The sequence below is a fragment of the Acuticoccus sp. genome (assembly GCF_965213555.1).
Taxonomy (GTDB): domain Bacteria; phylum Pseudomonadota; class Alphaproteobacteria; order Rhizobiales; family Amorphaceae; genus Acuticoccus.
On sequence record NZ_OZ243890.1, the window covers coordinates 539,104 to 561,383 of the forward strand.

Consider the following 22,280-nt stretch of genomic DNA (forward strand, 5'->3'; position numbering starts at 1 on the left):
GATCCGTCGAAGCTTCACGTATGACAAGTCGCTCACTCGGGCAAACGGGACGCCGCGTCGACGATGGCCACCGCCGTCATGTTCAGGACGCCGCGCGCCGTGGCGGACTGCGTGACGATGTGCGCCGGGAGCCGCGTGCCGAGCAGCATGGGCCCGACGTGCAGCGCGCCCGTCACCTCCTTCAGGAGCGTCATCGCGATGTGCGCGGCGTCGATGTTCGGAAACACCAACAGGTTCGCCTCCCCGGTGAGCCCGCTCGTCGGCATGGCGCGCTCGCGCACGGCCGCGTTCAGCGCGTCCTCGCCGGTCATCTCGCCGTCCACCATGAGATCGGGGGCGGCGTCGTGCAGCCGCTCCAGCGCCTCGCGCATGCGCACCGCGGACGCCGTGTCGCGCGAGCCGAACCTTGAGGCCGACAGGAGCGCCACCCGCGGCGTGATGCCGAAGCGGGCGACCTGGTCGGCGGCGAGCACTGTCATCTCCGCGATCTGGCGGGCCGACGGCTCGAGGCAGACCTGGGTGTCGAGCAGGAACAGGCTGCTGCGGTCGGACAGGAGCAGCGACAGCGCGGCGAGCTCGCCGACGCCGTCGGCGACGCCGATGACGTCGCGCACGGCCTTCACGTGCTGGCTGAACGGGCTCTCGACGCCGCACAGCATGGCGTCCGCCTCGCCGCGGCGCACGGCGAGCGCGGCGATCACCGTGGTGTTGGTGCGCACCACCGTGCGCGCAGCCTCGGGCGTCACCCCGCGCCGGCCGACGAGCGCGAAGTACTCGTCCACGTACTCGCGGTAGCGCGGGTCGTCCTCGGGGTCGATGATCTCCACCGCGCCCGGCACGCGGGTCAGCCCCGCCCGCTTGGCGCGCGCCTCCACCACGCGGCGCCGGCCGATGAGGATCGGTTGGCCGATGCCGTCCTCCAGCGCGATCTCCGCGGCGCGCAGCACGCGCTCGTCCTCGCCCTCGGCGTAGACCACGCGCTTCGTCGACGCGCTCGCCTTGGCGAACACCGGCTTCATGATGGAGCCCGAGCGGAAGACGAAGCGCGTCAGCTTGTCCCGGTAGGCCGCCATGTCGACGATGGGGCGGCGCGCGAGCCCCGCGCTCTCGGCCGCCTGCGCCACCGCCGGCGCGATGCGCAGGATGAGGCGGGGGTCGAACGGCGCCGGGATGAGGTAGTCGGGCCCGAAGGTCTTCACCGTCCCGCCGTAGGCCCGCGCGACCTCTTCGGTGGAACGCTCGCGCGCGAGCCCCGCGATCGCCTCCACGGCGGCGCGCTTCATCGTTTCGTCGATGCCCGTGGCGCCGACGTCGAGCGCGCCTCGGAAGAGGTACGGGAAGCACAAGACGTTGTTGACCTGGTTCGGGTAGTCCGACCGCCCGGTGCACATCAGCGCGTCGGGCCGCACTTCGGCGACGACCTCCGGCATGATCTCCGGCGTCGGGTTCGCGAGCGCGAGCACCATCGGGTTCTGCGCCATTGCGCCCACCATCTCGCGCCGTAGGACCCCTGCCGCCGACAGGCCGAGGAAGACGTCGGCGCCCTGGATGGCCTCGGCGAGCGTGCGGTGCGGCGTCGCCCTGGCGAAGCGTGCCTTCCACGGGTCCATGCCGACCTCGCGGCCCTCGTAGACGACGCCGTCGATGTCCGTGACGATGATGTTCTCGAGCCTCGCGCCGAGCTCGACGAGCAGCGCGAGGCACGACAGCGCCGCTGCGCCCGCGCCGGCGGTGACGATCCGCACCTCCTCGAGCCGCTTGTCGGAGATCGTCAGCCCGTTCTTGATCGCCGCGGCGACGATGATCGCCGTGCCGTGCTGGTCGTCGTGGAAGACCGGGATCGCCATCCTCGCCTTCAGCTTCTCCTCGATGGCGAAGCAGTCCGGCCCGCGGATGTCCTCGAGGTTGATGCCGCCGAAGGACGGCTCCAGCGCGGCGACGATGTCGACGAAGCGGTCGACGTCCGTCTCGTCGACCTCGATGTCGATGCCGTCGATCCCGGCGAACTTCTTGAAGAGCACCGCCTTGCCCTCCATGACGGGCTTGGAGGCCAGCGCGCCGATGGCGCCCAGGCCGAGCACCGCCGTCCCGTTGGTCACCACCGCGACGACGTTGCCGCGCGCCGTCACGTCGTAGGCCGCCAGCGGGTCAGCGGCGATGGCAAGGCACGGCACCGCCACGCCGGGCGAGTAGGCGAGCGACAGGTCGCGCTGGGTCGTCAGCGGCTTGGTGGCGCGGATCTCCAGCTTCCCCGGCGGTTCCTGCCTGTGGTAGGCGAGCGCGGCGGCGTCGGCGGCAGTCGGTGTGTCGGTCATCGGGGCCCTCCGGGTGTGCCTCGCTTAAGGGCGGTTCGGTCCGCCAGCAACGGGGACGCAGCCCGCACCCGCGGCGCCCGCAGCGATGGAGTGTGCGATGCCCCACATCGACGAGACGGTGGCGTTCGAGCCCGTCGGGTTCTCCGTCGTCATCGTCTCCGACACCCGCGACGCCGGCTCCGACCGGTCCGGCGACCTCCTCGCCGAGCGCATCGCGTCCGCCGGCCACCGCCTCGTCGCCCGGACCATCGTCAAGGACGAGGGTGACGCGATCCGCGCCGCCGTCACTACAGGTGTCGAGGACCCCGAAGTCGACGTCGTCATCACCTCGGGCGGCACCGGCTTCACCGGCCGCGACGTGACGCCCGACGCGGTGGAGCCGATGTTCCACAAGCGCATGGACGGCTTCTCGGCGACCTTCCACGCGCTGTCGCACGAGGTGATCGGCACCTCGACGATCCAGTCGCGCTGCACCGCCGGCCTCATCGACACGACGTTCGTGTTCGTCCTGCCGGGCTCGCCGGGCGCCTGCCGCGACGCCTGGGACAAGATCCTGCGCGACCAGTTCGACGTCCGCTTCCGCCCCTGCAACTTCGTGGAGATCATGCCGCGGCTCGCCGAACGCTGAGGCGGACCGGACGGAACGTCGTTGTTGCGAACCGTCCTGGAACGTTCTACTAACGTTCCCAGGGAGGGCGCAGGATGAGCTTGGCGCTGCACGTTCCACGTCGCTCGGCGGACGGAGCTGCGAGGCAGCGTTCCGGGCGGGGCGCGGGCATCAACCCGGACGGCCGGTTCGAGGGCACGAACCGCGAGGCGTTCGACGACGGCTGGGACCTGGCGTCGGACGAGGCCGCTCCACGCACCACCGTGACGGAGGAGCGAGCGCGCACCATCATCACGCGCAACGCCTCGCCGGACATCGGCTTCGACCGCTCGGTCAACCCCTACAGAGGTTGCGAGCATGGCTGCGTCTACTGCTTCGCGCGGCCCAGCCACAGCCACGTCGGTCTGTCGCCGGGGCTCGACTTCGAGACGCGCCTGTTCGCCAAGCCTGACGCCGCGCAGCTCCTGCGCCGCGAGCTCGCGGCACCATCCTACCGCTGTGCGGCGATCGCCCTTGGCACCAACACCGATCCCTACCAGCCCATCGAGCGTACGCGCCGCATCACCCGAAGCATCCTCGAGGTGCTGCACGAGACGCGCCACCCGGTGGGCATCGTCACGAAGTCCGACCTCGTCGTGCGCGACCTCGACCTCCTCGGCCCGATGGCGGCGGACGGGCTCGCCAAGGTCGCCCTCTCGGTGACCACGCTGAACGGCGCGCTCGCGCGCACGATGGAGCCACGCGCGCCGACCCCGGCGAAGCGCCTCGCTGCCATCGAGGCGCTCGCCAAGGCGGGTGTGCCGGTGACGGCGCTCATCGCGCCCATCGTGCCGTCGATCAACGATCAGGAGATCGAGGCCATCGCAGCGGCGGTCGCCGAGCGTGGGGCGAGCCACGTCAACTTCGTCCTGCTGCGCCTGCCCCACGAGGTGAAGGACATCGTGCGGGACTGGCTGGCGCGGCACTTCCCCGACCGCGCGCGTCGCGTCATGTCGATCATGCAGGCGATGCGCGGCGGCAAGGACTACGACGCAGCGTGGGGGGTGCGCCAGCGCGGCGAGGGCCCGTTCGCCGAGGCGATCGCCCAGCGCACGACCCTGGCAGCGCGTCGACACCGCCTTGCCATCGGCACCATCGAGCTGCGCACCGACCGCTTCGTGCCGCCGCGCTCTGCAGCCCCTCAGTTCGACCTCTTCGCATGATCCGCAGGCGCTGGAGCATCCTGGGTCTCCTCAGACCCAGATAAGATGCTCTAGCTCCTGATTAAGAGCGGTCCTCTTGGGGTTAGGTGGTTCCGCCTAACCCCAACCGCTCTAGCCGTAGCCCGACGGCGGTGCCGCTGCCGTGAGCCGCACCATCGCCTCGCGCACCGGGGCGAAGCTGGTGCGGTGGTGGACGCACGGCCCCAGCGCCGCGAGCGCCGCGCGGTGCTGCGCCGTGGCATAGCCCTTGTGCTGCTCGAAGCCGTACCCCGGGAAGGCGCGGGAGAGCTGGACCATGAGCCGATCGCGGGTGACCTTGGCGACGATGGAGGCCGCCGCGATCGCCGCCGAAAGCCCGTCGCCCCCTACGATGGCGCGGCACGGAACCGTCATCGAGGGCGGCTCGTCCCGCCCGTCGACGAGGGCGACGTCGACCCGGTCCGGCAGGGCGGCCACCGCTCGGCTCATCCCCCAAAGCGTCGCCGCGCGGATGTTCATCGCGTCCACGCGGCGGGACCCCACGACCACCGTGGACACCGCCGCGTCGCGGACGATAAGTTCGAACAGCGCCTCGCGCTCGGCGGCGGTCAGCGTCTTGGAGTCGGCGAGCCCGTCGATGCGCGGCCTTCGGGGCAGGATCACCGCGGCGACGACCACCGGTCCCGCGAGCGGGCCGCGGCCCGCCTCGTCGACCCCGCACACCACCCGATTCCGCACCGGACCGGCCAGCCGCACGTCGTCCATCGCCATGCGCCTCCGCGTCGCTGCCCACCGACGTACCGCGACCGACTGCGATGCGCACCCACGAGGGCGCTCTGAGCTCGGTTCGCCGACACCTTGTCCACCGTCGAGCCACCGCCGCATCGGGTCGCGTGACGTTACGGACCGGCCTGTGGAGGACGGCGCGGCAAACCTGAGCCGCCGCGGGATCGTGGATGCTTGAAGTGCGGCGACCGATGCACCGCGCCTCACCCGCGGCCGACGCGTGCCCGCTCGAGACCGTCGGAGGCCATGACAGCCTCATGCGCTGCGAGCTCGACGTCATGCGGCGTCGCGACCGCCTGAACCGCCGCTCCGCCGGCGACCGCGCCGGAGCGACGATGCGCGACAGCGATCTGCCGCGACAGGACGATCACGGGCAGGAGCCCCACCGCGACGATCATCAGCGAAGGCACCGCGGCCATCGCCAGCCTCTCGTCCGAGGCGAGGCGATGCGCGCGGATCGCCAGCGTGTCGAAGTCGAACGGGCGCAGGATGAGCGTTGCCGGCAGCTCCTTCATCACGTCCACGAAGGTGATGAGGAAGGCGGTGAGGAGCCCGCCCGACAGGAGCGGCGCGTGGACGCGCACGAACGTCCTAGCCCTGCCGACGCCGAGCGTCCTCGAGGCGACGTCGAGCGTCGGCGGGATGCGCGCCAGCCCGGCCTCGACGCCATTCAGCGAGACGGCGAGGAAGCGCACCACGTAGGCGACGACGAGGGCGGCGATGGTCCCGGTGAGGACGAGCCCCGTCGAAACGCCGAAGGCCTCCACCGCGACGCTGTTCAGCCACCGGTCGAAGGCGCCGAAGGGGATGAGGAGGCCGACCGCGATCACCGCCCCAGGGACCGCGTAGCCGAAGCTCGCGAGCTCGCCGAGCACGTGGCCGAGCCGCGTGCCGGACACCCTGCGCGCGTAGGCGATGACGACGGCGACCGTCACCGCGCACAGCGCACCGATGCCGGCCACCATGACGGTGTTGGCGATCAGGCGCGTGGTACGCGCGTCGAGCCAGGCGACGTCGAGGGACAGCCCGCGCCACACGAGCGTGCCGGCGGGGACGAGGAAGCCGAGCGCCACCGGCGTCGCGCACACCGCGAAGGCAGCGCCGGCGCGCCATCCGGACAGGGCGAGCGGCGTGGCGGGTCGCGCGGCCCTTGCCTCCACGAAGCGCCGACCGCGCCGTCCGACCCGCTCCATCGCCAAGACAAGGAGGACGAAGCCCACCAGCACCAGGGAGAGCTGCACCGCCGCCACGCGCTCACCCATGGAGAACCACGTGCGGTAGATCGCGGTGGTGAACGTCTCCACCCCGAAGTGCGCCACCGTCCCGTAGTCGGCGAGGGTCTCCATGACCGCGAGCGCGGTGCCCGCGACGATGGCCGGCCGTGCCAGCGGCACCGCGATCCCGAGGAAGGCGCGCCACGGCGAACGACCAAGGACGCGGCTGCAGTCGAGCGCCGAGGCGGACTGCTGCAGGAAGGCCGTGCGCGCCATGAGGTAGACGTAGGGGGTCAGCACCATCGACAGGACGAAGGCCGCGCCCCCCAGGCTGCGGACCTGCGGGAACCAGTAGTCCTGCGGGCCCCAGCCGGTGAGGGCGCGCAGCCCCGACTGCACGGGACCGGGGTGGGACAACAGGTCGGTGTAGGCGTAGGCGCTGACGTAGCCCGGCATCGCGAGGGGCAGCACCAGCGCAAAGGCGAAGAGGGCTCGGCCTGGGAAGCGGCACATGGTGACGAGCCAGGCGCTCGCGACGCCGAGGACGGTCACGCTGACACCCACGAGGCCGGCCAGCGCCAGCGTGTTCGCCATGTAGCGCGGCAGCACGGTGGCCGCGTAGTGCGAGATCGCCTCGCCGGGCGCACCCACGAGGGCGGTGGCGACAAGGGCGACGAGCGGCAGCAGCGTGACGGCGCAGAAGAAGAGGGAGAGACCGACGAGGACGGCCGCACCATCGGCCCGGGCGCCTCGTGCGCCTCGCGCCCGTCGCACCGCCGCTCGCCGCAGGCGCCAGCTTAGCCTTGGAATAAGTCGATGATCGGCCGTCGTCATGGCGGACGCTACAGGGTCGCACGCCCGGGTGCCAAGCTGCGCCACCCCGCGCCGTGATCGCATGGCCGGACCGGGGGCCTGCTCGGAAACGCCTTGCGGTCGGCGTACGGGCAGCGGGCGGCGACAGGTTCGCCTGGCCGTATGCGCGCAAGTGACGCTGGCGTTCAGCTGCCGTCGTCGCGTTGATCAACGGCAAATCGACGGAGGTTTCATGCGCAAGCCACTCATCGCCGCGAGCGTCCTCATCATGGCCACCGGCGCCGCATGGGCCGAGAACGTCGCGACGTTCGCCTTCATCGAGGCCGACCCGGCCGATCGCTTCGTCATCAAGAACGTCGCGCCCTGCCCGGACGTGCGGCTCCTCGAGGTCTCGATGGACCTCAGCCGCGCGGCCGCAAGGGTGTTCTTTGACCCGGAGCCCGGCGGCCCCGGCTACGACGACAGCCGTCAGCAGTTCGAGTACCTCGAGGGCGGCAACTACGTGACGGAGATCACTCGCCTCGAGGACGGCGGCACCGCGCTGACGATGAAGCTCCAGGACTTCGGCACGGGGTCCATCCTGCAGTTCGTGCTCGACGTCGACGACGCGGGCGCCGCAGTGGAGGGCGCCGCCGAGGACGTCATCGGCCCAGCCCTGGAGGGTGCGGTCATCGCGGCGCTGATCGTCAACGCCCAAGGGGAGGAGCGAGCCGAGGCCGGAGCGCTCGATGCGCGCGGCACCGGAAGCGTCTCCTGGGAAGCGGTGTGCGAGGACCCGGGCTGAGCCCGTCCCGACCGCAGCGTCGCTGCGCCGACGCCGCTCGGTTCAAAGGCTCGCCAGCATCCGCAGCGCGGTGAGGGCCAGGAACACCGCGAACAGCCGGCTAAGCCAGGCCTGCGGGATCGTGTGTGCGAACCGCGCGCCCACCGGAGCGAGCGCCATGGAGAGCGGCGCCACCAGGGCGAAGCCGATGAGGTTGACGTACCCGACGCTGCCCGGCGGCAGGTCGGCGCGACCGGCGCCCCCGATGGCGAAGCCGATCGCCGCCGGCACCGCGATGACGAGGCCGATCGCGGCCGCCGTCCCCACCGCACGGCGGATCGGCACGCCGCACAGGGTGAACGTCGGCACCGACAGCGATCCCCCGCCGATGCCCATCATGGTGGAGACCGCTCCAATGACGACCCCGATGGCAGTTCGCCAGGGCTGGCCCGGCATCGTCTCGCGCAGTCGGCGACCCTGGAAGAACGCCATGTGCACGGAGACGAGGAGCGCCACCCCGGCGAACACGGCGGTGAGCGTTGACGCGCTTGCCTGGGTCCCCAGGTAGACCCCGATGACCGTGCCGAGGACCACGCCGACCCCGACGCTCTTGAGGAGCGGCACGTCGATGCCGCCGCGCTTGTAGTGCGAGCGGGCCGAGACGATCGACGTCGCGATGATCGTGGCGAGGGAGGTCGCCACGGCGACGTGCATGCGCACCGCATCTTCGACCCCGGCGAGCGGCATCAGGTAGAACAGCACCGGCACGATGACGATGCCACCACCGACGCCGAGGAGCCCGGCGATGAGACCGGCGAGCGCGCCGGCCGCAGCGAGCACGAGGGCGAAGAAGGCAAGCTCTGGCATGACGGTCTCACGGGCGGGACGGCCGCCTTGTGCGCCGTCCGCCTGCCGCCCGCAAGCGCGCACCGCCGACGGCCGGACTGCGGGGACGGAGCGGCGCCGTGATCCCTCCCCTTCCCGCCGGCGTGCGGCTCTACGTCGTCGGCGACATCCACGGCTGCGCCACGATGCTCGATCGCCTCACCGAGGAGATCGACGCCGACATCGCGCGCCATCCCGCCGAGCGCGTGCTTGAGGTCTTCCTCGGCGACTACGTGGACCGGGGGGCGGACTGCGCGGGCGTCCTGTCGCGGGTCGCCGCGGAGGTTCCCGGCCGCGAGCGGGTGCGTCTCATGGGCAACCACGAGGACGCCATGGTGGAGGCGCTCGCCGACGGCTCGCGCATGGATCGATGGCTCGCCTTCGGCGGAGACGCGACGCTGCGCTCCTACGGCATCGAGCCGAACGAGTACGCCCACGCGCCCCACGCGCTGCAGCCCATCGTCCAGTCCGTCATCCCGCCCGAGCACACCTCGCTCCTGGAACGGCTCGCGCTGCAGCACCGGGTCGGCGACATCCTGTTCGTGCACGCCGGCATCCGGCAGGGGGTCGCGCTGGAGGAGCAGGACCGTCACGACCTCATGTGGATCCGCGAGGAGTTCTACGACGCCCCGGGTCCCTGGCCGGTCTACGTCGTGCACGGTCACACGCCCGTCGCGGCGCCCGAGGTGTTCGCGCACAGGGCGAACCTCGACACGGGAGCCGTCTACGGCGGGCCGCTCACCGCGCTCGTCCTCGAGGGCGATCGCCACCGCTTCATCAGCGTACCCTACGAAGCGTGAGGTGCTGCGCCACGCTGCAGGCTTGATGGGAACGCCGAGCGAATTCCGGTAAGCCCAAGAGCAAGAAAAAGGGGCGGACGCAGTGCGTCCGCCCCAGTCGTCGCCGAACACTTCTGGCGGCGTCCGGTCAACCTGCCGATGGAACGCGTTGTCCTACTACCGACGCGCCGACCGCGCGGGACGTCCTGCGCGGTGGCTGCCGTAGGCGGAGGGACGCAGGACATCGGTCGTGCCAGGCGCGGCGCCGCCGGCCGGTCAGCCGGCGGCGCACAACGCAAAGGGCAAGGTATCCTCCCCATTCGCCGTCTACGCGGCGTCGTTTAGTTCAAGCCACTATGCATATTATGTCCGCAGGTTGTCAATCCATGTTGCATCGACGACCTGCGACCGCGGTGCGCTCCCGCGCTCTGTGCAGGCAGCGGGGCACGCAGCCCGTTGAACGCGAGACGCTTTCGGTCCATCGTCGCGCTGTCCGTCCGGCCCTGCGGGCAACACGCCGGCCGACGGGACAGGAGGCGCGCGCCAGCGCATCGAAGCGCCGGCGCAAGGGAGGACCCATGAGGCTCATCACGTTCGCGGCTGCGACGGCCCTTGCGATCACCACCGCGGCGACGGCCGCACAGGCCCGCGAATGGCGCGGCTGGAACATCCACCCGCCCGAGTACCCGGTGTCCACCGGCATGGAGTACTTCGCGGAGGAGATCGAGAAGCGCTCCGACGGCGAGCTCACCGCCAAGGTGTTCCACTCCGGCGTGCTCGGCGACCAGCCGGACGCCATCGAGCAGGTTCGCGAGGGCGCGCTCGACTGGGCGGTGTTCAACTTCGGCCCGCTCGGCGCCATCTCGCCGGAGGTCAACATCACCTCGCTGCCGTTCATCTTCGGCTCGGTCGACGCGATGCATCAGGTCATGGACAGCCCCGTGGGCGAGGAGATCGGCGACGGCCTGCGCGCCATCGGCCTCGAGCCGCTCGGCTACTTCGATTCCGGCGCGCGCTCGTTCTACCACCGCGAGAAGCTGATCCGTACGCCCGCCGACCTCGAGGGCCAGAAGTTCCGCGTCATGGGCAACGAACTCTACGTCGACATGGTCGCCGAGCTCGGCGGCAACGCTACCCCCATGCCGTACGCTGACGTCTTCCAGGCGCTTCAGACCGGGGTCATCGACGGGGCGGAGAACAACTACCCGTCGTACGAGTCGTCGGGGCACTACGAGGCAGCGAAGTATTACTCCAACTCGGAGCACCTCATCCTTCCCGAGTGCCTGTGCATCAACAAAGCGTTGTTCGACGGTCTTCCACCGGAGCAGCAGGAGATGCTGAAGGAGGTCGGCCAGGAAGCTGCCGAGCTGCAGCGCGAGGAGTGGGCCGAGCGCGAGGAAGCCTCCAAGGCGAAGGTCCTCGAGGCGGGCGTCGAGATCGTCGAGATCGAGGACAAGGCCGCGTTCCAGGAGCTCATGCAGCCGGTCTACGACAAGTTCCTGGAGGAGAACCCCGAGCAGGCCGAGCTCATCGACAAGGTGCGCGCGGCGCAAGAGTAGCGCCGGCGACGCCACGGAGCAGGCACCGTGGCCGGGATGCTCGCAGCCCTCGATAGGATCGCGGCCGCGCTGTCCGCGGCGCTGACGGCGATCGCGGCGCTGGCGCTCTTCGCGCTGGTGCCGCTCGCCGGCTGGCTGGTGTTCGGGCGCTACGTGCTCAACGCCTTGCCGACATGGGTCGAGGCGACCTCGCTGGTCCTGGTGTTGGTGGTGACGTTCGCGGTGGCTGCATCCGCGACACGCAGCGAGGACCACCTCGCCATCGTCTTCGTCCGCGAGGCACTCCCTCGGCCCGCCGAGCGGGCGCTGCGCTTCGCGGCCCACCTTGGCATGCTGACCTTCGGCGCGTGGATGGCCGCCGCCTCCTGGAGCAACGCGGCAGCGACCTGGTCCCGCCCCATCCCGCTGCTCCCCCTGCCCGAAGGCGCGCGCCACGTCCCCCTCGTCGTCGGTGGCGTCGGCATCGCCCTCTTCAGCACGATCCACGCCCTCAAGATGCTTCTCGGCCGCGACGAGGCCACCGGCGAGCGCCCCGACGGCGCTGGCTGAGCTCCGACGATTGCGCTGGCACCCTCGGCTGTGACGTTGTCGCAAGGGCGGCGTCGTGGACGGACGGGACGATCGTTTGACGCGCCTCTGCACACGGGCCAACCTCACGGCATGACGCTCGCCCTCGCCCTCTGGACGGTCCCCTCTTCGGTCGGCGACGAGGCGTGCCTCACCGGGGCGGAGCGCGCCCCCTAGCTTGGAGACCGGGCTCCTCATCCTCCTTGGCACCTTCGCCGCGAGCCTCGTCGTCGGCATGCCCGTCGCCTTCGCCATGGGGCTCGCCGCGCTGGCCTCCTTCGTCCACGCCGACTTCCCGGCCGCCACCATGTTCCGCCGCGTCGCCCAGGGGGTGTCGTCGTTCTCGCTGCTCGCGATCCCGTTCTTCATCTTCGCCGGCGAGCTCATGCTGCACGGCGGCATTGCCCACCGCCTGGTGCGCCTCGCCACCGCCCTCGTCGGCCATGTCCGCGGCGGTCTCGGCGTCGTCAACGTGCTTTCGTCCATGCTGTTCGGCGGCATCTCCGGCTCGGCCGTCGCGGACACCTCGGCGCTCGGCTCGATCTTGATCCCGATCATGAAGCGCGAGGGCTACCGTGCGGACTACGCGGTCAACGTGACGGTGACCTCGTCCATCGCCGGCATCGTCATCCCACCGTCCCACAACATGATCCTCTACGCGGTGGCGGCGGGCGGTGGCATCTCCATCTCGCAGCTCTTCCTCGCCGGCGTCCTGCCGGGCGTCATCATGTGCCTGTGCCTGGCGCTCGCCGCATGGCTCGTCGCGTTGCGCCACGGCTACAGCGCCGTCCCCTTCCCGGGCATGCGCGCCCTCGCGGTGGCGGCGGTCGTCTCGCTGCCCGGCCTCTTCACCGCCGTCATCATCGTCGGCGGCGTCCTGTCGGGGATCTTCACGGTCACCGAGTCGGGCGCGATCGGCGCGATCTACGCCCTCCTCGTCACCGCCTTCGTCTATCGCGAGCTGACCTTCGGGGGCTTCGTCACCGCCGTTACTCGTGCGGCGCGGACCACGGGGCTCGTCCTTATCCTCGTCGGCTGCGCCACCGCCTTCGCCTACATGCTGGCGCTCTACGAGGTCCCTGGCGAGCTCGCCACGTTCATGACGTCGATCTCCGACGACCCCGTCGTCATCCTCCTCCTCATCAACGTCATGCTCCTGCTCGCCGGCATGATCATGGACATGGCGGCGCTGATCCTCATCACGACGCCGATCTTCCTCCCCATCGCGGCCGAAATCGGCGTCGACCCCATCCACTTCGGCATCATCTTGATGATGAACCTTGGGCTCGGCCTGTGCACCCCGCCGGTCGGCGCGTGCCTGTTCGTCGGCTGCGCCATCGGTGGGGTGCGCATCGAGCGCGCGGTGGCGACGATCTGGCCGTTCTACATGGCCATGCTCGCCGCGCTCCTCTTGACCACCTACGTGCCGGACGTCGCGCTATGGCTGCCGAGGGCGATGCTTGATTAGGCTCATCGACGGGCCTTGCACACGCCGACGAAGTGCGCCCTTTGCCTCGCGCCTTCCCTTCAAGGCACGGTCGACCACCCTCGGCGAGGCTGCGGTCGGGGTACAGGAGCGGAGCGATGACGCACACGGTGTTGCATGACCTGCGGCGTGCCGCTCGCCTGGCGATCTGCGGAGCGACGCTGCTGTGCGTCGCTTCGAGCGCGCTGGCGGAGGCGCCGCTGCCGCGACCGCGCCCCTCCATCGCGGACACGTTCGCCTCGAGCTGCACGGCACCCGACCCCGAGCTCGCCTACGCCGCCCTCCCCCGCTCGCTGCGCGAGGTGCGGCTGCGGCGCATGATCGGCCAACTCCTCGTCGTCAGCTACTCCGGCACGCGACCGACCGATGCGGGCGTCCTCGCGGCTCGTGACGCCATCGCGGAAGGACGCATCGGTGGCGTCCTCACGTTCCGGCACAACATCGGCTCCGCGGCGGACATCGCCGCGGTGAACGCCTCGTTCGCCCAGGCGAGCGAGGAACTCCTTCCAATGATCGCGGTGGATCAGGAGGGCGGGGTCGTCATGCGGGTCAAGCCGTCCGAGGGCGCGCCGGCGACCCCCTCCGCGGCAGAGGTCGCGGCGACGTCGCCGCGCGAGGCGGCAGCGACCTACGCCGCCATGGCCACCCGGCTGGCCGAGCTCGGCTTCACGGCGAACTTCGGACCGGTCGTGGACCTTGCCGTCAACCCGGACAACCCGGTGATCGCCGGATATCGCCGCAGCTATGGCAACGCGCCTGCGGTCGTGGCGGACTACGCCCGGGCCTTCGTCGCCGCCCATCGCTCGAGTGGAGTGGGTACCGCGCTCAAGCACTTTCCCGGGCACGGCTCGTCCACCGACGACAGCCACGACCGCGCCATCGACCTGACGCCAACGTGGCGCCGGGCGGAAATGGCGCCCTTCCGCACGCTCATCGCCACGGGCGAGGCCGACATGGTGATGGCCGGGCACCTGACCCTCGACGGCATCACCGGTCCGGACGGCCTGCCAGCGTCCCTCTCGCCCCAGGCCATCGACGGCTTCCTGCGTGAGACCCTGTGCTTCGGGGGCGTCGTCGTCTCCGACGATCTTGCCATGAACGCCGTGTCCTCGCGCTGGGACGCCGCGACGGCGGTGCGCATGATGATCGAGGCAGGGGGCGACGTCGCGTTGCTCTCGCTACCCTCGGGGCAGGGGCTCTCCACCGTCGACGCGATTATCGACGACCTCGCGGAGCGCGCCGCAGCTTCCCGTGCGTTCGCGGACCGGATCCGTCATGCGTACGCCCGCGTCGCGCACCACAAGCTCGACCTCGCAGAGACGCCAGCCCCCGCGGTCGGCACGAGGGAGGCCCAAGCGTCGTTGGCGCGCTGAGCGGGGTCTGACCCACCGTTCAGGAGATCGGGCACCCCTCGGCCGAAGGACGCCATGCGGGGTTGTTCTGGGACATGCCGCAGGTGGCAAGCACCCGGCGGCTGCCGATCCGCAGGCAGGCGCGCTCGCCGACGTCCACGCGCTGGCCGTCGCTGTCGGTGCAGTAGCAGTCGGGGTAGGAGTAGCCCTCCTTCGCGGGCGGCGGGACGTAGGGTCCGCCGGGGCCGAACAGGTCCTCCTGCGCCGTGGCCGCGCGCGCCACGGTCAGCCCGGCGATCAACGACAGTGCAACCCATCCCCTCATCGCTCAGCCCCTCCGGCGGCAAGGTCGGCGAAGGGTAGGGGTGCAACGAGGGTCCTGCAACGGCGAACCTCGCGCTCCGGCCGCTCAGCCGAGGGAGGGCAGCGGAGCGACGGCCAGCGTGTCGCCGAACTCGGCCTGGAAGCCCTGCCAGTCGCCCTCGGCGTGGCGGTCCGCCCGCAGCGGCGTGATGGTGATGTGCCCGCTGCGCAGGAGGTTGATGTCGCAATCGGGGTCGTCCACCTCCTCCGCCGCGCGCTTGAACTGCAGCCAGTGGTAGGAGAGGCCACGGACGTCCACACGCTCCTCCACGCGCACGCCGGCGATGAAGCCGTGCCCGGGACGACACACGCGGATCCCGGCCACCTCGTTCGGCGCGCGATGGGGGAAGTTGACGTTGGGCGCCACCGGCCGCGGCCAGCGGCACTCCAGCAGGCGCTCGATCAGCGGCTTGGCGTACGCGCGCGCGGTCTCCCAGTGGATGTCCGCGCTCTGGAAGTACTGGCTGAGCGCTATGGCCGGCACGCCCACCGCGAGTGCGGTCATCGCCGCGCCGACCGTGCCGGAGTAGGCGATCGAATCGGCCATGTTGCCGCCGCGGTTGACCCCGGACAGCACGAGGTCAGGGCGGCGGTCCATGAGGTGCTCGACGGCGAGGACCACGCAGTCGGCCGGCGTGCCGCGCACGAAGTACCGCTTGTCGCCCTCGTGATGCACCCGCAGGGGCTCGTGCAGGCTGATCGCATGACTGACGCCGGACTGGTCGAACTCGGGAGCCACGATCCACACGTCGTCGGTCATCGACCGGGCGATCTCCTCGAGCAGCTTGATGCCGTCGGCGCGGGCGCCGTCGTCGTTGGTGATGAGGATGCGCATTGCCGCCCTTCGCGTCAGTCCCGGCCCCGTAACCCGGCAGCCCGTCGCCGGGCAACCGCTCACGCGATCGCACCCTCGGCGTGCCTTGCCTCCGCCTGCCGGCGTTCGGCGACGACCCTCTCGACGGGCGCCTCCCGCCGCCAGGGCTGCGCCTTGAACCAAGCGACGACGTAGGCGAGCCCGATCAGGATCGCGAAGCCGGATAGGTTGGCTGCCGCCACCGCGACGGGACCCCGTTCGGGCGTGTAGTCCAACGCAGCCCCCATGGCCTGCGCCAGCACCATGCTCGAGACGAAGACGGCGAGGGACTGCTGGCCCACCTTGCGCACGACGTCGACGGCCTTGCCCGCGGGTCCGGACCCGGAAAGCCTCCGCCCACGCTCTCCCACGGCGAGCCAGCACAGGTATGCGAGCGCGAGGAAGTGGACGACGCGGAAGATGCCGAGGTCGGTCTTCCAGAACAGCCACGGCGCGGCACTCCGCACGTCGTCGACGAAGTCGAAGGTGTTCCACCCGAAGCGCGAGCCGAACAGCAGCCCGAGGGCCACGATGGCGAGCGCGACGGCCGCGAGCCTCATGCTGCGCGGCGGCGGCTTGATCCACCCCATCATGAAGGAGAAGCCGACGAAGAAGATGAGCTGCCAGCCGAACGGGTTGAAGAACCACTCGCGCTCGTTGCCCACCCGCACCTCGGCGCCGAACGCCAGGAGGCCGAACTGGGCGAGGAGCCAGACCGCGCCGAGGAGGGCGAACGCCGCCCAGCGGCTGCGCAGCCCCACGAAGGCGACGAAGGGCATCATCGCCAGGATGACGAGGTACATCGGCAGGATGTCGAAGTAGTTCGGCACGTAGCGCAGCGTCATCAGGCCGATGAGGTGCGGCGCGGTGTCCTCGAAGAAGGGCCGAGTGTAGAGCCGGATGGTGTAGAACGTCTCACCGCGCAGCTCGTCGAACAGCGCGAGCATGGCCACGCAGACGAGGAAGAGCGTGATGTGGGCCCAATAGACCTGCCACACGCGCTGCGCCGTCCGCGCGAGGCCGAGCGCGAAGGAGCGGTCGCGGAACAGCGCGCCGAACGCGAGGGCGGAGGCCATCCCGGAGCAGAACACGAAGAGCTCCGTCGCGTCGGACGGCCCGAAGGCCGCCGGGATCCAGTTGTTCCACGGGTTGAACGGCACGTGCGCGACGAAGATGATGAACATCGCGAGCCCGCGGAAGACGTCGAGCCGTGGGTCTCGCGGCCGCCGCGCGCCTTGTCCGCCCGTCATCCTTGCTCCAGCGGCGACGTCGTCTGATCCATTCCGTCCCTGTAACATCATTTCGCGGACGTGCACCCACGTCCTCGGGCATGACGAGGACGTGGGGCGATCAGCTCGGGACCGGGCTCGGGCAGCGCGCCAGGCGCGAGCGCGCGAAGCGATCATGACCGCGTTCGGCGGCGCGCTCCTCGATGAGGCGCGCAGCCGTGTCGAACCGCTCGGCACGCACCGCAGCGTCGATGGTGATTCGCACGAACACGTCGCGCTGGGCGTGGCTTCCGCCGATGCGCTGGAAGGCAGGCCGAGCACGCAAGAGCTCGCGCAGAGCCGCGTCGTGGCGTCCGGCCGAGGCGGCCGCGAGCCCCGCCGCGACGGGCGCCCCCGCCTCGACCGCGACCCGGCCGAGCTCGGTCCCACCGTCCTCGCCGGCGAGGCGCGCTCCGAGCCGCGACGCCGCCTCCGTGCGGCCGGTGGCGAGGAGCGCCATCAGGTAGTGCAGGTCCGCGAACACGATGCAGCCGTCCCCGATGCGGCGCTCCGCGAGGTCGGCGAGCTCGTCCCAGCGCGAGCCGACGTCGACCCCGTCGCCAGCGAGCCTTGCAAGCAGCGAGACCGCGTTGGCGACGTCCCGGTAGTCGTCGGTCGCCTCGCACCGCACCGCGGTGTCGTAGACGCCGAGCGCGGCCTCGGGCTCGCCGAGCTCGAGGTGGAACAGCGCCGCGTGCCACTCCACGTGGTGGCGGAAGGTGCTGCACCCTGCGTAGGCCGCCCCGTTCGCAGCGATGAGGTCCCGCCCCTCGCGGGCACGGCCGGTCATCTCGTGGACGTGGGCGAGCGCGTGGAGGCCCCACGCGTCGTCGGACGCGAGCTCCAATGCGCGCCGGCCGGCGGTCAGCGCGCCCTCGTAGGCGAACGTCTCCTCGCGGGCGAACGCGAGGCAACCCTGGACGTATCCGGCGAACGGATGGGCGTCGCAGAAGGCCGGCGCGTGCCGCTCGGCGCAGGCACGCATGGCAACGGCGTCGCCGACGATGAAGCGGATCGCCTGGGCGAGCTTGAGCGCGAGGGCGTCGCCCGGCGCGTCGTCGAGCCAGCGCTCCAGGCGGGCGGCACCCGCCGACGGCGCGCCCGCGAGCCAGTCGCCGAGGGCAGCGACGAGGACCTCGTCGTGCGCGGACCGGACGCCGCTCACCAGGCGAGCCGCGTGGGCATGCGTCCGCTGCGCCTCCTCCCGCGCCTCGCGACGGCCCGCCAGCATCAGCATGAGGCCCTTCGCAGCATGGACCGCCGGCGAACACCGCGCCGTCGCGAGCGCAACTTGCAGCCGCTCGGGGATCGCAGCTTCATGTCGGAGGATGGCAGCGCTCAGCTCGTGCCACGCTTCCTCATGACCGGCCATCGACGGCGGCACATGGATCTCGACCATCGGCACCTTCATTGACGCACGCTTCCGGGACTACGTTCATACTCTTAGCCACGCTGAACGTGGACCAAGCCCCCGTCACTGTTGCTTGATGAGGTCGTGATGACGCAGGATCGCGGGAATCAGATCTTGCCGTCGTAGGCGCGGCGACCGATGCGCACGGCAAGCAGCGTGAAGGTCGGCCGGTCCAGGGCCTCGGTGATTTCGCGGCGCAGCGTCTCGGCGTCGTCGACCCACACCCCATGCCCGCCCATGGCCTCGGCGAGCGCGGGAAAGTCGGTGCCGGCGAAGTCGACGCCCGCGTTGGCGAGCTGGCTCGCGCGCTGCTTCATCTCGATGAGCGACAGGCTCTCGTCGACCAAGACGACGATGGGCAGGGCGAGCGACAGGTCGCGCACCGTCGCGAGGTCGCCGAGGATCATCTCGAGCCCGCCATCGCCGCACACCGCGATCGCCGGCGTCGACGGCGCGGCGAGCTTGTGGCCGGCGGCGAGGCCCACCGCCGCTCCCATGGTACACAGCGCGGTGGACTGCAGCAGCGTGCGCGGCGCATGGCAGCGCCACACCTGACTGATGAGGATGCGATGGGCGCCGGAGTCGGCGCTCACGACGGCGTCCCGCGGCGCAGCCTGGCGCAGGGCATGGAACGCCGCGGCCGGCCCCCACCCCTCGGGTTCCGGCCCGAAAGCCTCGGCGAGGGCAGCGCGCGTCGCGGCGGGCTCGCCCTGCGGCCACGTCGGCCCCGACGGCGTGCGCTCCGCGAGTAGCGCGAGCCCGTGCCGGATCGAGCCGTACAGCGTGATGCCGACCCCGTGCATCCCGTGCTGGCGCACGACCGGCGTCAGCTCGATGACGCGCGCGTCGTCCGGCCACGGGTCGCGCCAGGGCATGCGCATCTCGATGGGGTCGTAGCCCACCAGGACGATGCAGTCCGCCCTGGCGACGAGCGGCAGCAAGTGGCGGTCGGCGAGCGGTGACAGGCCTGCCCCGCCGAGCGCCTGCGGACCGTCCTCGTCGATGAGCCCCTTGCCCTTGTAGGTGGTGACAAGCGGCGCGCCGATCGACCGCACGAAGGCGGCGACCGCGTCGGCCGCCTCGTCGTTCACCGCGTCGAGCCCCGCGATGACGAGCGGCCGCTGGGCGCCGGCGATCCACTCGCGTGCCCTTGCGAGCTCCGGTCCCGCCACGGGCTGCGCCCTGCCGCCGACCCCAGGGGGTGCGGTGGGGCTGTTCTCGGCGTCACCCTCGGCGACGGGCACCGGCACGTCGATGTGGACGGGCCCTGGCTGCCCGGTCATGGCAAGGCACAAGGCCTTGTCGACGACCCGGTTGAGGCTCTGCGGCGCAGCGCGGAACGTTGCCTTGACGACGGGCCGCAGCACCGCGGCGTGGTCGAAGACCTGGTGCGTGTAGGTGTCGGCCTCCCAGCCCTCGACGCAACCGGTGAGGACGACCAGCGGCACGCGCTCCTGATGCGCGTTGGCGATCACGTTGACCGCGTTCGCGACCCCCGGACCCACGGTGGCGACGAGGATGCCCGGCGCGCCGGTGGCGTGCCACACCCCCTCGGCCATGAAGCCGGCAACGTTCTCGTGCTTGGTGAGGTGGAAGGCGATGCCGGCCCGCGTCAGCGCGTCGACCAGCGCCAGCGTCTCGCCGCCGGGGATGCCGAAGGCGTGGGTCGCCCCGAACGCGGCGAGCTTCTGGGCGATGAGGTCGGCGTTCCTCATGCCGCGAGCGTCGCAGCGCCGCGCTCCGCACGCTTAAGGTCGGCGCCGTCGTCGTCGCAGAACGCTCTGAGGAGCTGCGTCGCCGCCGGGCATGCTCGGACGTGCGTCACGTCGGGCACGAGGCGGGCGAGCGTCCCCTCGGTTACGGGGGCGGTGGTCAAGGTGAGGCTCCGGAAGGGACGGCGGACGCCGGCATCCTATTCGCGGTGCGTCGTACCGCAAGCTCGCTTCGGGACACTGCGACTTGCGACGGGCGCGCCATCGCGCCATGTGCGGTGGACGCGTGCCACGGCACGCGGCACACCCCTCGCGCTGAAGACCCCTCGCGAGGGGCCTCGCGGTGACCCAACCGGACGGACATGCTGACGACCACCGAACCCCGCCTCAAGGTGACCGATCCGGGGTTCGTGGCGGCGCATCGGCTGGTCGGCGAGGTTGCCGCGGGACGCCCCGTGCTCCTGCGCGACGGTGTCGAGGAGGTTCTGGCCTCGCCCATCGACGGCGGTCCGGTGCTGTCCGGTCGCCTCGCCGTCACCGGAGCGCGCGCCGCCTACCTCGGGCTCACCGAGGCGCCGACGATCCTCGCAGGCCCGGCCGACGCCGACGCGCTGATCGCGCTCGCCGCGGCGGACGGCGTCGCGGCGCCACGGGCGGAGCCGGCGGGGCTCCTCGCGATCGCCGCGACCGAGCTCGCCAAGCTCGCCGGGGTCGTCCCCGCGATGACGCTCGGCGCGCCGGCCGACGCTGCGGGGACCTTCCCGGCGGACGTCCTCGCCGCGGACGCGAGCGACGTCCTTGCGCTGCGCCGCGCCATCGCGGTCACGGCACGACCGATGGCGTGCGCCAGCGTTCCCCTCGCCGCCGGCGCGACGGCCACGGTGACCGCGTACCGCAACGCCGTCGGCGGCACGGTGACCACGGTCGCGGTGGGCGATCCGATGCCCGGCGCGCTGGTGCGCGTCCACTCGTCCTGCGCGACCGGCGACATCCTCGGTTCGCAACGGTGCGACTGCGGGGCGCAGTTGCAGCTCGCCCTGCGCCGCATCGCCCAGGAAGGCGGGCTCCTGGTGTACACCGCGCAGGAGGGGCGCGGCATCGGGCTCGTCAACAAGCTGCGCGCCTACGCACTGCAGGACCGCGGTCTCGACACGGTGGAAGCCAACCTCGCGCTCGGCTTCCACGACGACGAGCGGGAGTACGCCGCGGCCGCCGCGGTGCTGACGCAGCTCGGGATCACCGACGTCCGCCTGATGACGAACAACCCCGCCAAGGCCGCGGGGCTCGAAGCGCTCGGCATCACCGTCGTCGCCGTGCCGCTCTTCGGTCCCGTCACCGAGGCGAACCGGCTCTACCTCGCCACCAAGCGCCTGCGCAGCGGTCACCGGCTCTAGCAGCCCGCCGAAGACGTGGGCGGCGACCGCAGCCGGATTGCGATCCCCTCGTCGGAGGCGAGCGGGGGTGATCGGCAAGCGCGTGGCTCGCGGGACGGATCGGAGGGATGGTCTCGTCCGTGCCGCTCGAGGGGCGGGGGCCGCAGGACCGCCCTCTGCGCGCGATCCGCGCGCCCGGCGATGCGGCGCCGGACAAGCTCGATCCGCGGGTCGCGGCGCTCCCTTCGCGCATGGGCCGCCCGTCGCTCCCGCCGGAGATGCGGCTCCGGGCGACGCGGCTGCCGACGCTCCGCTCGGTGCACTCGGTGCGCTCGCAGCGCCAGCCCATGGAGGCGGTCGACTTCGACCTCCTGTTCCGCCGGTTCGCCGAGCTCGAGCTTGGGTTCCGGCTCGACAACGCCGTCCGGCATCCGACCACCGTTCCCCACGATCGGACGCGGCCGATGGGGGCGACGTGGCCCGTGAGTTCCGTGCCGCGCTCGTCGCGCTGCCGGAGGCGAAGGCGCTCATGTCGGCCGAGCACTCTTCCCGTCGACGGTACGCCGATCGAGGCGTGGCCCGCCATGAAGAGCTCCGTGCGGAAGGGACGACGCCACGCCGCTTCCCGGCGGCGGCGGCGGGCGCAGCGCCGGCGCGGGCTTGCGCGGCGGGACGCGCTCCGACGCGACCCATGCGTCCGCCACCGAGCCCGACGCCCGGCTCCACCGCGAGGGCGACGGCGGCGAGGGCGGGCTCGCCTTCGTGGGCCGTGTCTGCATGGAGAACCGCCACGGCCTGGCGGTGGGCGTACCGGCGGCCCGCACGACGGGCCCGACGGAGCGCGAGGCGACGGCTGTCGATGACAAACGGAATTTAGTTGCTGCTGCGGAAGCAGCGACAGACGTCGAGCAGACATCATAAGGGCCGAATGGACGCATACCGAAAAGCTGGCATTCCTGCCAGGACGCTTGACGCAAAATCTTGGAAAGATGA

General features: G+C 71.4%; 19 protein-coding genes. 9 read left to right on the forward strand and 10 right to left on the reverse strand.

Features of this window, described 5'->3' with window-relative positions:
• Positions 1-32 precede the first annotated feature (32 nt).
• Positions 33-2,315 (reverse strand): NADP-dependent malic enzyme, encoded by a 2,283-nt coding sequence (locus ACOOE8_RS02770; RefSeq protein ID WP_420393356.1) that lies wholly within the window; start codon positions 2,313-2,315, stop codon positions 33-35.
• A 97-nt stretch (positions 2,316-2,412) separates the two neighbouring features.
• On the opposite strand from ACOOE8_RS02770, the gene moaB reads away from it, so the two are divergent.
• Positions 2,413-2,943 carry a molybdenum cofactor biosynthesis protein B gene (gene moaB, locus ACOOE8_RS02775; protein ID WP_420393357.1) on the forward strand — a complete coding sequence of 177 codons (531 nt, stop codon included), beginning with the start codon at positions 2,413-2,415 and terminating at the stop codon, positions 2,941-2,943.
• A gap of 74 nt (positions 2,944-3,017) precedes the next feature.
• Positions 3,018-4,124, forward strand: coding sequence for a PA0069 family radical SAM protein (locus ACOOE8_RS02780; RefSeq protein WP_420393358.1), 1,107 nt, complete (start codon positions 3,018-3,020; stop codon positions 4,122-4,124).
• 111 nt (positions 4,125-4,235) lie between these two features.
• Here the strand turns inward: ACOOE8_RS02780 and ACOOE8_RS02785 are convergent, their stop codons facing one another.
• Both ACOOE8_RS02785 and ACOOE8_RS02790 read right to left on the reverse strand, forming a co-directional pair.
• Complete coding sequence (locus ACOOE8_RS02785; RefSeq protein WP_420393359.1) at positions 4,236-4,874, reverse strand: ribonuclease HII; 639 nt, start codon at positions 4,872-4,874, stop codon at positions 4,236-4,238.
• A gap of 218 nt (positions 4,875-5,092) precedes the next feature.
• Positions 5,093-6,877: an ABC transporter permease gene (locus ACOOE8_RS02790; protein WP_420393360.1), complete on the reverse strand. Its 1,785-nt coding sequence runs from the start codon at positions 6,875-6,877 to the stop codon at positions 5,093-5,095.
• Between the two features lie 271 nt (positions 6,878-7,148).
• Between ACOOE8_RS02790 and ACOOE8_RS02795 the strand changes: the two genes are divergently transcribed.
• Positions 7,149-7,700 carry a hypothetical protein gene (locus ACOOE8_RS02795; protein WP_420393361.1) on the forward strand — a complete coding sequence of 184 codons (552 nt, stop codon included), beginning with the start codon at positions 7,149-7,151 and terminating at the stop codon, positions 7,698-7,700.
• Between the two features lie 42 nt (positions 7,701-7,742).
• Here the strand turns inward: ACOOE8_RS02795 and ACOOE8_RS02800 are convergent, their stop codons facing one another.
• The gene (locus ACOOE8_RS02800) at positions 7,743-8,546 is read right to left on the reverse strand and encodes a sulfite exporter TauE/SafE family protein (RefSeq protein ID WP_420393362.1); all 804 of its coding nucleotides are present in this window, start codon (positions 8,544-8,546) and stop codon (positions 7,743-7,745) included.
• Positions 8,547-8,644: 98 nt separating this feature from the next.
• Here ACOOE8_RS02800 and ACOOE8_RS02805 point away from each other — a divergent pair, with 98 nt between their 5' ends.
• The 5 genes from ACOOE8_RS02805 to ACOOE8_RS02825 all read left to right on the forward strand — a co-directional run bounded on the left by ACOOE8_RS02805 (position 8,645) and on the right by ACOOE8_RS02825 (position 14,328).
• On the forward strand, positions 8,645-9,364 hold the full coding sequence (locus tag ACOOE8_RS02805; RefSeq protein WP_420393363.1) for a metallophosphoesterase family protein: 720 nt from the start codon (positions 8,645-8,647) through the stop codon (positions 9,362-9,364).
• A 557-nt stretch (positions 9,365-9,921) separates the two neighbouring features.
• A complete protein-coding gene (locus tag ACOOE8_RS02810; protein WP_420393364.1) occupies positions 9,922-10,902 on the forward strand; it encodes a TRAP transporter substrate-binding protein in 981 nt (326 codons plus the stop codon).
• A 36-nt stretch (positions 10,903-10,938) separates the two neighbouring features.
• The gene (locus tag ACOOE8_RS02815) at positions 10,939-11,451 is read left to right on the forward strand and encodes a TRAP transporter small permease (protein ID WP_420394607.1); all 513 of its coding nucleotides are present in this window, start codon (positions 10,939-10,941) and stop codon (positions 11,449-11,451) included.
• A 196-nt stretch (positions 11,452-11,647) separates the two neighbouring features.
• Complete coding sequence (locus tag ACOOE8_RS02820; protein WP_420393365.1) at positions 11,648-12,937, forward strand: TRAP transporter large permease; 1,290 nt, start codon at positions 11,648-11,650, stop codon at positions 12,935-12,937.
• A gap of 116 nt (positions 12,938-13,053) precedes the next feature.
• A complete protein-coding gene (locus tag ACOOE8_RS02825) occupies positions 13,054-14,328 on the forward strand; it encodes a glycoside hydrolase family 3 N-terminal domain-containing protein (protein WP_420393366.1) in 1,275 nt (424 codons plus the stop codon).
• A 19-nt stretch (positions 14,329-14,347) separates the two neighbouring features.
• Here ACOOE8_RS02825 and ACOOE8_RS02830 read toward each other — a convergent pair whose 3' ends face one another.
• The 6 genes from ACOOE8_RS02830 to ACOOE8_RS02855 form a co-directional block, all read right to left on the reverse strand.
• A complete protein-coding gene (locus ACOOE8_RS02830) occupies positions 14,348-14,632 on the reverse strand; it encodes a hypothetical protein (protein WP_420393367.1) in 285 nt (94 codons plus the stop codon).
• A gap of 84 nt (positions 14,633-14,716) precedes the next feature.
• A complete protein-coding gene (surE, locus tag ACOOE8_RS02835) occupies positions 14,717-15,505 on the reverse strand; it encodes a 5'/3'-nucleotidase SurE (protein ID WP_420393368.1) in 789 nt (262 codons plus the stop codon).
• Between the two features lie 59 nt (positions 15,506-15,564).
• Positions 15,565-16,773: an OpgC family protein gene (locus ACOOE8_RS02840; RefSeq protein WP_420393369.1), complete on the reverse strand. Its 1,209-nt coding sequence runs from the start codon at positions 16,771-16,773 to the stop codon at positions 15,565-15,567.
• Between the two features lie 100 nt (positions 16,774-16,873).
• On the reverse strand, positions 16,874-18,190 hold the full coding sequence (locus ACOOE8_RS02845) for a tetratricopeptide repeat protein (protein WP_420393370.1): 1,317 nt from the start codon (positions 18,188-18,190) through the stop codon (positions 16,874-16,876).
• 119 nt (positions 18,191-18,309) lie between these two features.
• Positions 18,310-19,917, reverse strand: a complete 1,608-nt coding sequence (locus ACOOE8_RS02850; RefSeq protein ID WP_420393371.1) for a thiamine pyrophosphate-binding protein — start codon at positions 19,915-19,917, stop codon at positions 18,310-18,312.
• Positions 19,914-20,078, reverse strand: a complete 165-nt coding sequence (locus ACOOE8_RS02855; RefSeq protein ID WP_420393372.1) for a hypothetical protein — start codon at positions 20,076-20,078, stop codon at positions 19,914-19,916. The genes ACOOE8_RS02850 and ACOOE8_RS02855 overlap by 4 nt, the downstream gene beginning before the upstream one ends.
• A gap of 198 nt (positions 20,079-20,276) precedes the next feature.
• Between ACOOE8_RS02855 and ribA the strand changes: the two genes are divergently transcribed.
• The gene (ribA, locus tag ACOOE8_RS02860) at positions 20,277-21,308 is read left to right on the forward strand and encodes a GTP cyclohydrolase II RibA (RefSeq protein WP_420393373.1); all 1,032 of its coding nucleotides are present in this window, start codon (positions 20,277-20,279) and stop codon (positions 21,306-21,308) included.
• Positions 21,309-22,280: the final 972 nt, after the last annotated feature.